At 61.8% G+C, this 14,312-nt stretch carries 9 protein-coding genes; 2 read left to right on the top strand and 7 right to left on the bottom strand.

Annotated elements, in window-relative coordinates:
- Window positions 1-47 precede the first annotated feature (47 nt).
- Entirely contained in the window at window positions 48-605 is a 558-nt protein-coding gene (locus tag BUS42_RS08640; protein WP_074306562.1) for a DNA-3-methyladenine glycosylase I, read from the bottom strand.
- 296 nt (window positions 606-901) lie between these two features.
- On the opposite strand from BUS42_RS08640, the gene BUS42_RS08645 reads away from it, so the two are divergent.
- Both BUS42_RS08645 and BUS42_RS08650 read left to right on the top strand, forming a co-directional pair.
- Window positions 902-1,339, top strand: a complete 438-nt coding sequence (locus BUS42_RS08645) for a hypothetical protein (protein ID WP_074306563.1) — start codon at window positions 902-904, stop codon at window positions 1,337-1,339.
- A gap of 377 nt (window positions 1,340-1,716) precedes the next feature.
- Window positions 1,717-2,925 carry a serine hydrolase domain-containing protein gene (locus tag BUS42_RS08650; protein ID WP_074306564.1) on the top strand — a complete coding sequence of 403 codons (1,209 nt, stop codon included), beginning with the start codon at window positions 1,717-1,719 and terminating at the stop codon, window positions 2,923-2,925.
- A 147-nt stretch (window positions 2,926-3,072) separates the two neighbouring features.
- On the opposite strand, the gene BUS42_RS08655 is transcribed toward BUS42_RS08650, so the two are convergent.
- The 6 genes from BUS42_RS08655 to BUS42_RS08680 form a co-directional block, all read right to left on the bottom strand.
- Complete coding sequence (locus BUS42_RS08655; protein ID WP_254053393.1) at window positions 3,073-6,027, bottom strand: PVC-type heme-binding CxxCH protein; 2,955 nt, start codon at window positions 6,025-6,027, stop codon at window positions 3,073-3,075.
- 155 nt (window positions 6,028-6,182) lie between these two features.
- The gene (locus BUS42_RS08660; protein ID WP_074306565.1) at window positions 6,183-6,614 is read right to left on the bottom strand and encodes an Rrf2 family transcriptional regulator; all 432 of its coding nucleotides are present in this window, start codon (window positions 6,612-6,614) and stop codon (window positions 6,183-6,185) included.
- A gap of 187 nt (window positions 6,615-6,801) precedes the next feature.
- Window positions 6,802-10,146 carry an efflux RND transporter permease subunit gene (locus BUS42_RS08665; RefSeq protein ID WP_074306566.1) on the bottom strand — a complete coding sequence of 1,115 codons (3,345 nt, stop codon included), beginning with the start codon at window positions 10,144-10,146 and terminating at the stop codon, window positions 6,802-6,804.
- Between the two features lie 63 nt (window positions 10,147-10,209).
- The gene (locus tag BUS42_RS08670; RefSeq protein WP_074306567.1) at window positions 10,210-11,607 is read right to left on the bottom strand and encodes an efflux RND transporter periplasmic adaptor subunit; all 1,398 of its coding nucleotides are present in this window, start codon (window positions 11,605-11,607) and stop codon (window positions 10,210-10,212) included.
- 850 nt (window positions 11,608-12,457) lie between these two features.
- Window positions 12,458-13,099, bottom strand: coding sequence for an HD domain-containing protein (locus tag BUS42_RS08675; protein ID WP_074306568.1), 642 nt, complete (start codon window positions 13,097-13,099; stop codon window positions 12,458-12,460).
- A gap of 129 nt (window positions 13,100-13,228) precedes the next feature.
- Window positions 13,229-14,263, bottom strand: coding sequence for a GlxA family transcriptional regulator (locus BUS42_RS08680; RefSeq protein WP_074306569.1), 1,035 nt, complete (start codon window positions 14,261-14,263; stop codon window positions 13,229-13,231).
- Between the last annotated feature and the right edge of the window lie 49 nt (window positions 14,264-14,312).

The following is a 14,312-nucleotide window of genomic DNA, read 5'->3' on the forward strand; positions in this document are numbered from 1 at the left end:
AGACCGAGACCACCGTCGGCCGAGCGTACCACTGCGCCCAGGATCAATCATCCGACCTGGGTGTGCCGGAAGCAATCGACGAGGTGGTCGTTGACCAGGCCGGTCGCCTGCATCAGAGCATAGCAGATGGTCGACCCGACAAAGGTGAAACCACGGCGCTTTAGGGCCTTACTCAAGGCGTCGGACAGTTCCGACCGGGCCGGAACCTCGTCGCGTGCCCGCCAAGCGTTCGTGACGGGTGCTCCTCCGACAAAACCCCAGATGTAGGCGTCGAAACTGGCAAACTCTTGCTGAATCTCCTGAAACGCCCGGGCATTCTTGATGGCGGAATTGACCTTCAGGCGGTTGCGAATAATTCCTGGATCGGCGAGTAGGGCATCGATTTTCTTCGCTTCGTAGCGGGCAACGAGCGCCGGATCGAAACCATCGAAGGCGGCTCGATAGCTTGGTCGCTTCTTGAGGATCGTGTCCCAACTGAGGCCCGCCTGGGCCCCTTCGAGGATCAGGAACTCAAACCAACGCGGATCGTCGTGGACCGGGACACCCCACTCCTCATCGTGGTAGCGGACCGACAGCTCATTCGTCGCCCAGTCGCACCGGTGCATCAGTCGACCTCCGTTTCGTCGGACTCACCGTCATTCAGGCTGAGTATCTTACTCCAAGCAAGCCTGAGTCGAGGAGTGGAGTCGGTCCGATCGCATTTTGCTCTCTGACCAGCTGGGAGACTCGCAACGCGTGGTCACCGGTTGCTCGCTCGAATCGTACTGGAGACAATGGAGCGTGACAGGGTCGCTTCTCAACACCATTCCTTGGGAAACGACGATCGGTTGGCTTCGCGCGATGGGCGAAGCAACAGGGAGGGAGAAACGTCAAACTCAGACACCCACAAGGAAGTAAGAGCATGGCGTCCCATAAGAAACACCAACCGCCCCGCCGGATGCTCAAACGGGATCGCCGGCCCGCGACACCGGTCATCCTCACGACTACCTCTGAGAGGCTGGGTCTTGAAAGCATGTCCGATATCTTGAGGGAATACCTCGGGCCGTACCATGACATGGCCGACGATGAATACGAACTTCGCAATCTGTTCATACTGGCAGTCTTGGCATGGAACGCCGCCTTGTTGCCTAAAAAGCGGCGGCAACCCTTGATTGATCATTTTTTCAAGACGACTTTGACGGAGGCCTCTGAACCAGACCGCGCTGAAGCCAGACGGTTCGTCGACATGATGATTCAACGGAAAGAGGTATCCTACGCGACGATTCAGCGTGCATTCATCTCCTTCGAGTTGACGGATCGAGGCTATGACTATCACCTGACGACATTGTCGACACCGTAATTCCTTGCGAAAATTCCGGCGAGCACTCGGCGTTCAGCAGGCCGCAGGGGCGTCGCCAATCCCGGTTACGGCAATGACAGGTGCCAACTCCGCCACCTGGTGGACGATGTCCACTGTCCGGGCCGGTACAGTCGGTTACCTTCGGGTGAACCACAGCTCGAGCGATCAGAGTGGCTGGGGTCGGTACTCGGACCCCGGTGCGGAGGCCATCATGAAGACCGGGGGCCGGGTATCGACCCCAGCCACCCTGACGTCAACCACTCGAGGGTAAACTGCTTAAGGCATTGGTCACGGCCGTGGGGTGGAAGCGACATTTACGTTTAGCGGCATCTATTTGTTTCTAAGTTTCACGAATCGGCAATAGCTAAGGATTTTGCATGAGTCACTGTTTTGCAACCAAGGTCCTCGGAACCGTTGCCTCGATCACGGCTGTCCTGGTCACGACCAGCGTGACGGGGGCCGAGGAGACGGTGAAACGAGACGAACCCGGATCGATCTCCGCTGTCGGCCGGCAGATGCGCAAGTCGATTGACGCCAAGGAGATTTCCGGCGCCGTGACGCTCGTCGCAACGCCCGACCGAACCGTGCATCTCGACGCTTCGGGCATGGCGGACATCGCTGAAGCAACGCCGATGCGTCCCGACACCATCTTCTGGATCGCTTCGATGACGAAGCCGATCACGGCGACAGCCGTCCTGATGCTCCAGGAGGAAGGCAAGCTTTCCGTGGACGACCCGGTCGAGAAATACCTGCCGGAGTTTGCGAAGCTCGTAACCCAGAAGGGAGAACCGGCCCGGGTCACCATCCGCCACCTTCTAACCCACACCTCGGGAATGGGCGAGATCTCCGGCAACGAGGCCGGTCAAATCAAGAATCTGGCCGGCCTGATCCCGTTATATCTCACCAAGCGTACGGCGTTTGAGCCGGGGTCAAAATGGGTCTATTGCCAGTCCGGGATCAACACCGCGGCGCGGGTTGTGGAGGTCGTCACGGGCGAACCCTTCGACACCTTCCTCGATCGCCGTCTGTTCGGACCGCTCGGGATGAAGGATACGACGTTCTACCTCTCCGACGAGCAACTCTCAAGGCTGGCGAAGTCGTATCACAGGACGAGCCAGGGCGAGCTTGAAATCGCCGAGAACCGAATCCTCAACGGAAAGGCCCCGACCAGTCGCGATCGGTTCCCCGCGGCCAACGGGGGCCTCTTTTCGACGGCCCCGGACTACGCGCGGTTCTGTCGCATGATCCTTCGAGGTGGCGAATTCGGCGGCGTCCGTTACCTGAAACCAGACTCGGTCAAGCTGATGACCTTGCCCCAGACGAAGGAGCTGCAAACCGGTTTCACGAAAGGCAATGGCTGGGGTCTGGGCTGGTGCGTTGTCCGTGAGCCGCAGGGGGTCACCGCCATGCTCTCGCCCGGAACGTTCGGCCACGGCGGAGCCTACGGGACCCAGGCCTGGATCGATCCCGCCAAGGAGCGAATCTACATACTGATGGTCCAGCGGGAAAACTTTCCCAACGCTGATGCTTCCGACGTCCGTGAATCGTTTCAGAAGGCAGCAACGTCAGAGGGAAACAGCCCTTGATGTGAGTCGGCCACGATCTTCTCGCCACTGCGAGAACAAGGGAGCAAATTGTTAAAGGCGAGTCAGGGAGCCGATGCTCCCTGCTCGCCAATTTGTAGTCCCGATCACTCAAGTCTTGTTGACGGAGCCGAACAACGAGGCATGATCCTACTCTTGTCCTTCCGCCGGCTGCACCTGAGCGGGGGCGGACAGGTAGGAGAAGAGGTCGCGGACCTCCTCGGGGGAGAGTTTGTCGAGCAGACCTTCGGGCATCATCGAGGCATTCGAGACTTTCACCTCCTCGACGTCCTCGCGGGGGAGGATCAGCCGCTCGTTGGCGGTCTGGAGCGTAATCGAGGCCTCGTTCTGCTCGCGGATGATCCCGTTGAGTAGCCGGCCGTCGGTCGTGGCGATCGTGGTGAGCTGAAAGTCTCGTCCGACGGCCGCGCCGGGGTCGAGCACATTCTCGAGGATGTAGTCGGTGTTCGCCCGATCGGATCCGGTCAGTTCGGGTCCGACGTCACCGCCGGCACTGAAGAGCTTGTGGCATTGGAGGCACGTCTTGTTGAAGACGAGCCGGCCACGGCTGGGGTCGGCCGTGCGGCCGGCGTCGGCGGTCAGCGCGGCCTTGTACTTCGTCATCAGCGCGACCTTATCGGCCGATGTCCCACGGAGCGTGCCCCAGGCGGACTCCAGTTGCTTGCTTAATTCCATATCATTGAACGCGAGAATCTGGCGGGCGACGGTTGCCGAGATATCGCGGCGCGGGACGACCTTCGATCGAACCGCTTCCAGGAGGACCTTTGCCGAGGCGGGCCGCAAGGCAAGCGTGGCGACGACATCATCGCGATCGGCCTCGCTGAGCGTCGGGTACCGCTCGAGCAAACTCGGGGGAATCGCCGGGTCACCGTAGGCTCCCAGGGCCCGGATCGCCGGAGAACGCAAGGCGGAATCGTCCAGGAGCCGCTGGAGTGCGGGCACCAGTTCGGCCACTCGGCGCTCGGCCAGCGCATCCAAGGCACGACGCCGCTCGCCCGAATCAGCCGTCTTCGACCCGAGCGTCACCAGCAGTGTCTTGACGGCCTTGGAGTCGCCGAACAGGAGACCGAGCATCGCCGCCTGTTCGCGGACCGACGCGTCCTTGCTCCGGGAGAGGAGGTCGAACCGTTTCGCCCAGCTCGCGGGAATCGGCACCTGCTTGTGACCACGAAGCGCCTCGTGCATCCCGGCCAGGAGGTCGCGCCTCGTGGTGTCGTCGGCCGTCTCGGTCTTCGGCAAGAGCACGGCCAGGCCTTGCTCCACATCGGCCGCGATGATCCGGCGGGTGAGGAATTGCCGTAGCTTCGGGATCGCCGCGCGTTCCACCAGGGACGCCGCCCGGGCTCGGTCAGCCGACACCAGTGGCTCGATGCCGTACCAGGTCATCAGGACCAGCGGCGTGTCCTCGGCATCCTCAGCATGCGCGGCAAGAGCCTCGGCGATCGGCCAGCGTGTCTCGACAGGCAACCGTTGCAAGGCGGAGGCAAGGGTCAAACGGACTTTGGGTGAGGGGTCCGACTTCGCCAGTTCCGCCAGGCGGGTCAGCGCACCAGCGGACGGCGTGTTCGCGTCGACGAGCAGCCGGACCGCCCAGGAGCGGACGTCTTCGTGGGCCTCACCCAACACGGCGGTCAGTGAACCCTCGGTCAACCCGCTGATCGCATTCAAGGTCCAGAGCGCCCGAAGCTTTCGGGCCGGCGGCGAATCCGAGCTGAGCAGCGCTTCGAGTTGGCTGCGCGCGGCCGAGACGTCCTTGCCCGATGTCGCCCGCTCCTGCAAGAGTCGTCGCGCCGTGCGGACTTGCCACTCATTCTTATGGCTTTGGAGGTCGACCAGCTCACCGTCGTTCAGTAGGGCCAGGTCTCGTTTCGTCGGCTTCGTATCCCCGTAGGTAATCTTGTAGATCCGACCATTCTCGCGGTGCGCGTTGTCGGCATCGTTCTCGTGGCACTCGCCGATATCGGACCAGTCGGTCAGGTACACCCCGCCGTCGGGGCCATACTTCAGCTCCAGGCCACGGAACCAGGTGTCATTCGCCAGCAGAAAATCCTTCTCATGGCGGGCGACATAGCCTGACTTCACTCGTTCCAGTTTGTCGCGGTTGACCCGATGGCCGTGGATATTGCAGGTATAAGCGGAACCCCGCATGGCGTCGGGCCAATTGTCGCCGAGGTAGATCATGGCCCCGACGTGCGCGTGGCCTCCGCCTGCCTCATCGGTCGTTCGCGTCACGCCGATGCGTCGGATATCACTCCACTTCTGGGTCGTGTCCCAGTGGACGTGGTCCGCGCAGGTGGGCATCAATTCGTAGCTGAACGGGTTGAAGTCCTGGCCGAACATCCGCTGGAATCGGGCACCGGGCACGGCGTGAAACAGGTGAGGAATCACGCAGTTGGTGATGAAGGCCTCACCCCGCTCATCGAAGTCGAGTCCCCAAGGATTGGTGGTGCCGTGTGCGACGACCTCGACGACTTCCCGGGTCGGGTGGTAGCGCCAGACACCGCAGTTGAGCGCCGTCCGTTTCTGATCCGGCGTGCCGGGCTTGCCGACGCGTGAGTTCGAGAGAATCCCGTTACAGCCCCAGAGCCAGCCATCAGGCCCCCAATTCAGGGCATTGAACATATTGTGCTGGGCCTTCTCATCCCAGCCGTCGAGCTTGACGACGGGCGGTCCGTCCGGCGTGTCGTCGCCGTCGGCATCCGGGATGAAGAGCAGGTTCGGGGTAGCGGCGAGCCAGACGCCCCCGAAGCCGAGCGTGATTCCGGTCAGGCTCGTCCCCCCTTCATAGAAGACCTTGCGCTGGTCGGCCCGACCATCGCCGTCGGTGTCTTCCAGGATGATCACGCGGTCTTTTTGCCGCGGCCCGTTGAGCCAGATCGGGTAGGAGTAGCATTCGACGATCCAGAGCCGGCCCTTCGGGTCGATCGTGAAGGCGATCGGCTGGTGAACGTCCGGCTCTCCGGCGAACAGGGTCGCCTTGTAGCCCTCGGGCAGCGTCATCTTCTGCGCCGATTCCGCGAGCGGCAAGGGGCGCGGCTGGGCGTCCTCGGCCCGGCTTGTCCCGACCGCCATCCCTGCGATCACCACTCCCGTCCTCAGTATCGCGAGCCTTCCCCAACTGAGCATCTTCGTCGTCCTCGATGGCCTGGTTGCTTTTCCGCCACCGAGATCGTCGAGGATCGTCGTCGCGAGATCAAGCCGGTAGCGACTTTCCCCCACGTCGCGAAGTGGAACAATGTTTAGGTTTGCAATCGTTCGAGAAGCGTGGCCGTGACGCTGGCGATGGTTGAGCGTTCCAGTCGCTTGGCCATCCCCTCCCAGGCCTCGTCATAGATATCCATTAAGACTTTTTGGATATTGCAGGCCACGAAGCACTCGGGGTTCGGCTCGCCATGGTGAAGCGCAAACATCTGGTGCTGCGGCTCGACCACCCGGAGAACTTCGAGCAAGTTGATTTCGGCAGGGTCGGCCACGAGCAACCAGCCGCCTCCGACGCCCGTTTTGGACTCGACAAAGCCGGCGGCGCGAAGGTGGCCCAGTAACCGGCGGATGACCACCGGGTTGGTGCACACGCTCCCGGCGATGTATTCCGAAGTCAAGGGGTCGCCTCGCTTTAACGCGAGGATGGTCAGGATGTGGATGCCGACGCTCAGCTTTGAGCTTAAGCTCAACTCGACACCTCTCCCGTGTTGGTTCAGGGCTGGAGCGAAACGGCTTGAATGAGGAACGCGCTGGTCATCAGCTTAAGGGGGGTTGCATTGGTCTTCAACCCCCGGGCCCGGAAACCGCCGGCGAGCATCGCGGGTTCCGAGGGCAGGACCGGTCCGGGTCAGCCCTGCGCCTCGGAACCTACGCGGGTCAGTGCGTGTCATCGATTTCACGATGGAGTATCCCCTCGCGCGGGCTGGGCCCCTCGAAGCTGGAGGGATGGTACGACCCCGGCTTGTGATGGGAACCCGCCGCCTCGGTTTCAAGGATTCCGTGGTTGGTCGAGGGCATCGACATCCCGGCTAACGAAGCAACGGGTTGGAGTCGTCCCCCCTCCGGCTCATGGCTCAGCTTCGGAGCGTGCGGGGGATTGCCGTCGGCTCCGTTTCGAGCTCCGGAGAACCAGTCGATCAAACGCTCGCCCAGGACGTAGTAGATCGGGATGACGAACCGTCCGAGCACGGTGCTTACGGCGATTCCGAACGCGATCACGATGCCCAGTGAGTTTCGACTATACGCCCCTGCCCCGGTCGCTCGAGCCATCGGCAGAACCCCCATAACGAAGGCGAACGAGGTCATAAGGATCGGCCGCAACCGCTCGCGAGAGGCAATCTTGGCCGACTCGAGAATCGACATCCCGTGCTTCTGGCGCATCTCGACGCCGAACTCGACGATCAGGATGGCGTTCTTCGTCTCCAGGCCAATCAGCATCACCAGGCCGATTTGCCCGAAGACGTCGAGCGGCATGTCATAGAGCCAGAGCCCCACGACGGCGCCGAACATGGCCAGGGGCACCGTCAGAATGATGACCAACGGCCGGATCCAGCTCTCGTAGAGCGCCGCCATGAACAAGAAGACGCAGACCACGGAGAGGGCGAAGATATAGGTGGCCTGGTTGCCGGTCTTCTGCTCCTGGAACGTGGTTCCGGTCCACTCGTACCCGAACCCGTCGGGGAGCACCTGGGCCGCGACCGCTTCCATCGCGGCGAGTCCCTGGCCCGAGCTGAATCCCGGGGCGGCTCCCCCGTTGATCTTGGCCGAGGCGTAAAGGTTGTAGTGCGGAACGTCGATCGGCCCCAGTGCGTAGTGGACATCACCCAGGGAACTGAGGTGAACGCGATTCCCCTGGCGGTTCAAAACATAGAGGTTCTGGATATCCTCGGGCTTCGAGCGCACGCCCCCCTCCGCCTGGATCATGACTTTCCAGACCTTGCCGTAGAGGTCGAAGTCATTGACGTAGTAGCCGCCGAGGTTCGCTTGAAGGACCGCAAAAATGTCCGAGATCGGCACGTCGAGCCGACGGGCCTTGGTGCGGTCGACGTCGAACTTGAGCTGGGGCACCCGGGCCGAGTAAGTTGAGAAGACGCCGGCGAGCTCCGGACGCTTTCTCGCTTCGTCCTGAAACTTGTCGACGACGCGTTGCAAGGCTTCGACTCCCTTGCCCGCGCGGTCCTCGATCATCATCTCGAACCCACCAGTCGGGCTCAAGCCGCGGATCGCCGGGGGGAGCAAGACGAGTACTTGGGCGTCGCGAATCTCGGCGGCCATCTTGGCCTGGAGTGCGCCGGCGAGGCCCTGGGCACGGAGCCCCGGAGTCTTCCGATGCGACCACTCTTCGAGGACCGGGAAGATGACGCCGCAGTTGCTCTGATTTGAAGAATTGATCACGTTCAATCCTTCGATCGAGACGGTATCCCTGACCCCCTCGACCTCCCGACAGATTGCCTCGACCCGCTTGAGGACCCGCGCGGTGGTCTCGCCGCTGGTCCCGTCGGGCGTCTGAACCACGACCAGCAAGTACCCCTGGTCTTCGGTCGGGATGAACGCCTTCGGTCGGGCGGCGAGCATCCAGACGGTCAGCCCGAGCAGGAAGACCGAAGGCACGACGATCGTCCACCAGTGGTGGGCCGTAAACTCGAGGACCGCGTCGTACGAGTCTTCAATCCACTTCAGACCGGCATTGAACCAGCGGAAGAGGAAAAACTTGGTCTCGCCATGCTTCGGCTTGAGGAACAACCGTGCCATCGCCGGGCTGAAGGTCAGCGAGTTGAACGCCGAGAAGACGAACGAGATCACGATCGTCATCGCGAACTGGTTGTAGAGCTTCCCGGTCATGCCAGGCATGAACGCAACCGGGACGAACACCGCGGCCAGCACCAGGGTGATCGTCACGATCGGGGTCGTGATCTCGGCCATCGCCGCACGAGTCGCCTCAAGTGGCGCAAATCCTCGGTGCAAGTATTTTTCGACGTTCTCCACGACGATAATCGCGTCGTCGACCACCAAGCCGATCGCGAGGACCAGCCCGCAGAGCGTCAGCGAATTGATCGAAAACCCAAGTGCGGCCATCACCGCGAAGGTGGCCACCAACGAGACCGGGATCGCGAGCATCGGAATGATCGTCGCGCGAAATCCTTGCAAGAAGATGAACACGACGATCATCACGAGGGCGAACGACTCGAGCAGCGTATGTTCGACTTCGCTGATATTCTCGTGCACATACTCCGTGGTATTGTACACGATCTTGTAGTCGAGTCCCTCGGGGAAACTTTTCTTGATCTTGTCCATCTCAGCGCGGATCTGGTTCACGATCGCCAACGCATTCGCATCGGCATACTGATAGATCAGGATACCACCGGCCGGCTTGCCGCTGATGTAGCTGGACGTTTCGTAATTCTCGGACGACAGTTCAACGCGGGCGATGTCCTTGACGCGTACGATCGACCCGTCGTTATTGCGGCGGACGATGATCTCCTCGAACTCAGACGCCTTTTCAAGCCGTCCCTTCACCGTGATCGGGAGCTCGAAATCCTGTCCGTTGGGAACGGGCCTGCCGCCGATCTTACCGGCGGCCGCCTGGACGTTCTCCTGCTGAATCGCCTGGATCACCTCCGACGGAGAGATCCGCATGTTGGCCATGCGGTCCGGGTTGATCCAGATTCGCATTGCGTATTTGCGGCCGATCACCGTGGCGTCGCTGATCCCGTTGATTCGCTTGAGCACGTCGGCGACGTAAATCTGACCGTAATTGTCGAGGAAGTTGGAGTCATACCGGCCATCGGGCGAGATCAGGTTGACGACGCAGACCATGTCGGTCGACGTCTTCTTGATCGACACGCCATACTGCTTGACCTCGGGAGGGAGCTGGGCCTGCGCTGTCTGGACTCGGTTCTGAATGTCGACGGCGGCCATGTCTTGCGAGTAGCCGACGTCGAACGTGGCCACGATGTTCGACACACCGTTGCTGGTACTGTCGGAGCTGTAATAGATCAGCCCTTTGGTTCCGTTGATCTGTTGCTCGATCGGCGTGGTCACGGTTCTGGCCACGCTCAGAGCATCAGCCCCGGTGTAGGTGGTCGTCACCTGCACCTGGGGCGGGGCGATCTGAGGATACTGCGCGATCGGTAGGAGGAACGCGCAGATCCCGCCGATCAGGAGCATCAAGAGTGCCGACACGGTGGCAAAGATCGGCCGGCGGATAAAGAAGTCGACCATGGCTCGTCGAGGCTCTCATATTTGGATCGAAGTGGGTCTCGGAGCGGAAGCCTGTCTCCCGGCTCAAGACTTCGGTGGACCTGCGAGCTGAGTGTCCGCTTGGCTCGTGTGCTCCCCGGACGAGAGCGCGGAGGTGACCTTCGAGCCTTCGGAAATCTTTCGGGTCAGGGCCGCAGGCGCCGTCTTGACGGCGATTCCCGGGCGGATCGATTGCAGTCCTTCGACGATCACCGACACACCCACATCAAGCCCTTTGGTGATGACTCGCATGCCTTCGTACGTCTGGGCGGCGTCGACCTTTTGAACGACCACCTTGCCCTTCCCATCGACCACATGCACGATCGTGCCGACTTCGGTCTCCAGCACCGAAGGCGCGGGGACGACGACGGCATTCTCGAGGCGGTCGACGACCATCCGCAACTTGACGTATTCGCCCGGCAAGAGTTTTCCACCGGGGTTGGGCATCCGCGCCTTGGCCAGAAAGGTGGAGGTGGTCTCATCGATCGTATTGTCGATGAAGTAACATGTTCCCACTTCCGGAAACTCGAGCTCGCCCGACGAGCCGGAACGGGCCAGGCGGACCGAGAGCCCCTGGTCGATCAGCTCCCGGGTCCGGTCAAGGTCGCGAGAGCTGAGCCGAACGTCGATCCCGATCGGGTCGAGTTGATGAATGGTCGCCAGGTCAGAATAAGTCCCGCCGCCCATTGATTCGGGCCCCACGAGGTTTCCGACCTTGACCTTCGCTTCGCCAATCCGCCCATCCAGGGGCGCAACCATCCGACAATAGCCCAGGTTCAGCTCGGCATCCCGGACCGTCGCGTTCGCCGCTTCGACCTGGGCGCGAGCGGACGCGATCCCGACCTCAAAGTCAGCGCTCGCCTGCTCGTGATTCGCGCGATCGGCTTCGACTTGCGCCTCCCACTTCTTGCGATCGGCCTCCGCTTTATCTAATTCTTCGTTCGAGCCGGCATTGCGAGCCAAGAGCGACCGGCTTCTCCGCTCCTGAATGTTGGCGAGCAGGAGCTGGGCCCGGTCGAGCTCAAGCTGGGCCAACGCGACCTCGCGGCCCTTCGAAACTTCCGATTTCTTGAGCGCGGCGGCGGCCTCAGCCTGCCGGGCCCGTGCCAAGAGGAGGGCAATCTTGTAAGGTTCCTCGTCGATCACGAGGAGGAGCTGGCCCTTCTTGACGAACGCCCCCTCGTCAAAATGGCGTTCGGTCAGGAAGCCACGGACCCGAGCGCGAATGGTGACGACTTCCAGCGCGCGGGTCGTTCCATTCGGGGTTACGAGGACCGGAATGTTCATCCGTCTCGACTCAACCACGCCGACCGTCGGCGGCGGGGGTGGGGCGGGCGCCACCGGTTTCTGACAACCGGCCGACGCCAGGATCGCCATGGCGACGATCGAAAAACTCAGAACGCGACTCGCGAGGCGCGTGGGGGGACGGTCATGATCACTCATGGCATCGGGTCCTGATGGTTCTCAATCCGGTCGTTGGTCCGACCGAAATCAGTCCGGCTCCGCCCGGCGTGGCTGGGCGAAACCGTGAGGGGATGCGAATCGGCTCAACGGTGCGTTAGTAAGGTCAAATGCTTCGCGTCACAAAGGGCTCACTGAACCTTGATTGATCCGTCGCTCAGAGCCAATATTCGAGTCCAGAAAGAGTTTGATGTCCAAGTCACTCGATCTTCATCACAGAGGTTGGGCCCAACGCCAGGGTCATCCCCAGTCGGGTCAATTCCATCGGCGAAGTGGCGAGACTCAGTCCGCCGTTGCTCACTGAATCGTAACTATGGTAGTTGCGGTTAGGGTGAAGTCAACCGGAAGTGGAAAAGTGTCTCGAATCCCGAGCCACTTGAGAGCGGATGAGCCGACATGTTCCGTGAGTCGTTCGAGCCGGTGTCTGAATCAATTGCAAGCATCCGCAGGCATAACCATCTCTGGTGAGCGAGCAAGCCAACTTTTCAAAACAAAGGTAAGCCACCCCAAGCCGAACGCCACGTTTGACAAGCTTGATGGGGTGCAACCAGAGTCAAACATTCACTTTACGCACTTCTTAAGAAATTGGGTCTGGGTCGATTCCGGCGCTGACCCGAGCTTAAACCGAGCCGCGCACGTCGGGCAGTGGAATCCGCGATCTGGCCGCGCTCGGCATCAAGGAACGTCAGCCTGTGACCGATGACACTGCGGCGCGGCTCGGGTCAAAAAGTCGTCAGACCGGTCCGGCCGTATTTTCCAATCACGGCTGAACCGGTCGCACGACCGAAGCAACGACTCCCTGGATGCGCCCCCTACCCTGCTTATCACCGAGTTAGTTTTGAAATGGGGAAGCCGCGATCATTTCGCAGAAGTTCGGGCGAACGTAACCGGGCAGCATCTTCTCCAGCACGTCGGCCTTGACGTTGCCGAACGCGGTCTCGGGCTTGTGCTTGATCCCATCGGCGAACGCACGGACGATTTGTCGTGTGAAATCCACCCGAGGGAAGGCGGCAAGCACCTGTTCTCGAACGTCGTCGGGCAGGTCGCCATAGCCCAGGCCGAGGACGTCGAGCTCGACGCCCGCCGTGACTAGGGCGACCTCGGCCTTTTTCCAACGAGGAATCCCCGGGGTGGTGTGCAGCGCGATGGCGTCCCAAACGACGTCGATCGACGCCTCGGGGACTTGGTGCTTTTCGAGAAACCGGCGAGCGGCATTGGCGCCATCCACCTCAAACCGTTCGGTGGCGCTGCGATATGGCTCCGTCAGGCCGAGATCATGAAAGATCGCACCGATGTAGAGGAGCTCGGGATCGAAGCTCAGCCCGAGTCGACGGCCCTGGAGGGCGCCGAACAGGTAGACGCGCAACGAATGGTCGAACAGGAGCGTGGATTCCGTGTCCCGCACCAGTTCGGTGGCCTCGACGGCCAGCTTGCTGTCGGGGATCAGGACGCCCGCAATCTGCTTGGGAATCATCGGAGTTCCTCCAGGCGATCCGTGTGGTCGGTCGTCAGGTCGCCTTGTCAGTGGATTGGAACGGGACACGTCATGCACTCAAGGGATACGGGGCCGCTTGCACGAGACGCTGAACCTAAACCGCCGCCATCACGAGGCGGACGAAGCCTGAAACCGGCCGCGATAGTCACTGGGCGCGACTTGGAGCACCCGTAAGAAGGAGCGCCGCATCACGTCCGCGCTGCCGAATCCGCACTCGCGGGCCACCCGTTCGAGTCCGGCATCAGTCTCTTCAAGTCGACGTCGCGCGGCATCGACCCGCAACCGCTCGACGAATCGCGCGGGGGTCCAACCCACTTCCTTATGAAAGGCCCGCGCAAAGTTCCGGGGGCTCATGTGCGCCCGGTCAGCCAGGATGTCGACCGAGAGGTCCTCGGCCAGGTGCTCGGCCACCCAAGCCTGGAGGTCGCGGAGCGGACGGCGGTTGGCCGCCTGCAACTCCAACAACGGGCTGAATTGGGATTGGCCGCCGGGCCGGTGGACGAACATGACCAGGTGGCGTGCGATCGCAAGCGCAACCTCGCGCCCGAGGTCCTCTTCCACCAGGGCGAGCGCCAGGTCGATTCCGGCGGTAACCCCTGCGGACGTATGCAAGTTTCCGTCGCGGACGAAGATCGAGTCAGGTTCAACGGCCACCGCCGGGTACTCGCGAGCCAGTCTGTCACACCAGCGCCAGTGCGTGGTCGCGCGCCGACCGTCGAGCCATCCCGAGGCGGCCAACACGAACGCTCCGGTGCAGATCGAACCCACCCGTCGAACCTTGGGACCGGCGCGGCGGAGCCAACTCAAAAAGGCCTCGTCCTTCATCGCCGCCCAGACGCCGGTTCCCCCCGCGATCAGCAGCGTGTCTACCACTCCCCGTACCGAGGAGCAATGGCGTGCGGCCACCAAACCTACGCCACTGGAGGATTCAATCTGCGACCCCCTCGTGGTTGTCACCACTTCCACGGTATAGCCGCCCGCCGTCGCTTCTTCCCCCAGCGCTTCGCTCAACGAACTGAAAACTTCGCAAGGCCCCGCCACATCCAGAAGGTTGACCCGCGGAAAGGCGACGATGACGATTCGCCGTCGCAGAGACCCTGGCTGACTCTCAGACCCAATTTCGCAATCCCACGACGCTCCCATCCCTCACCTCCCATGACGATTGATGCCGCCAGGGGAAATCATACGCGTG

The sequence above is a fragment of the Singulisphaera sp. GP187 genome, assembly GCF_900129635.1.
GTDB lineage: Bacteria > Planctomycetota > Planctomycetia > Isosphaerales > Isosphaeraceae > Singulisphaera.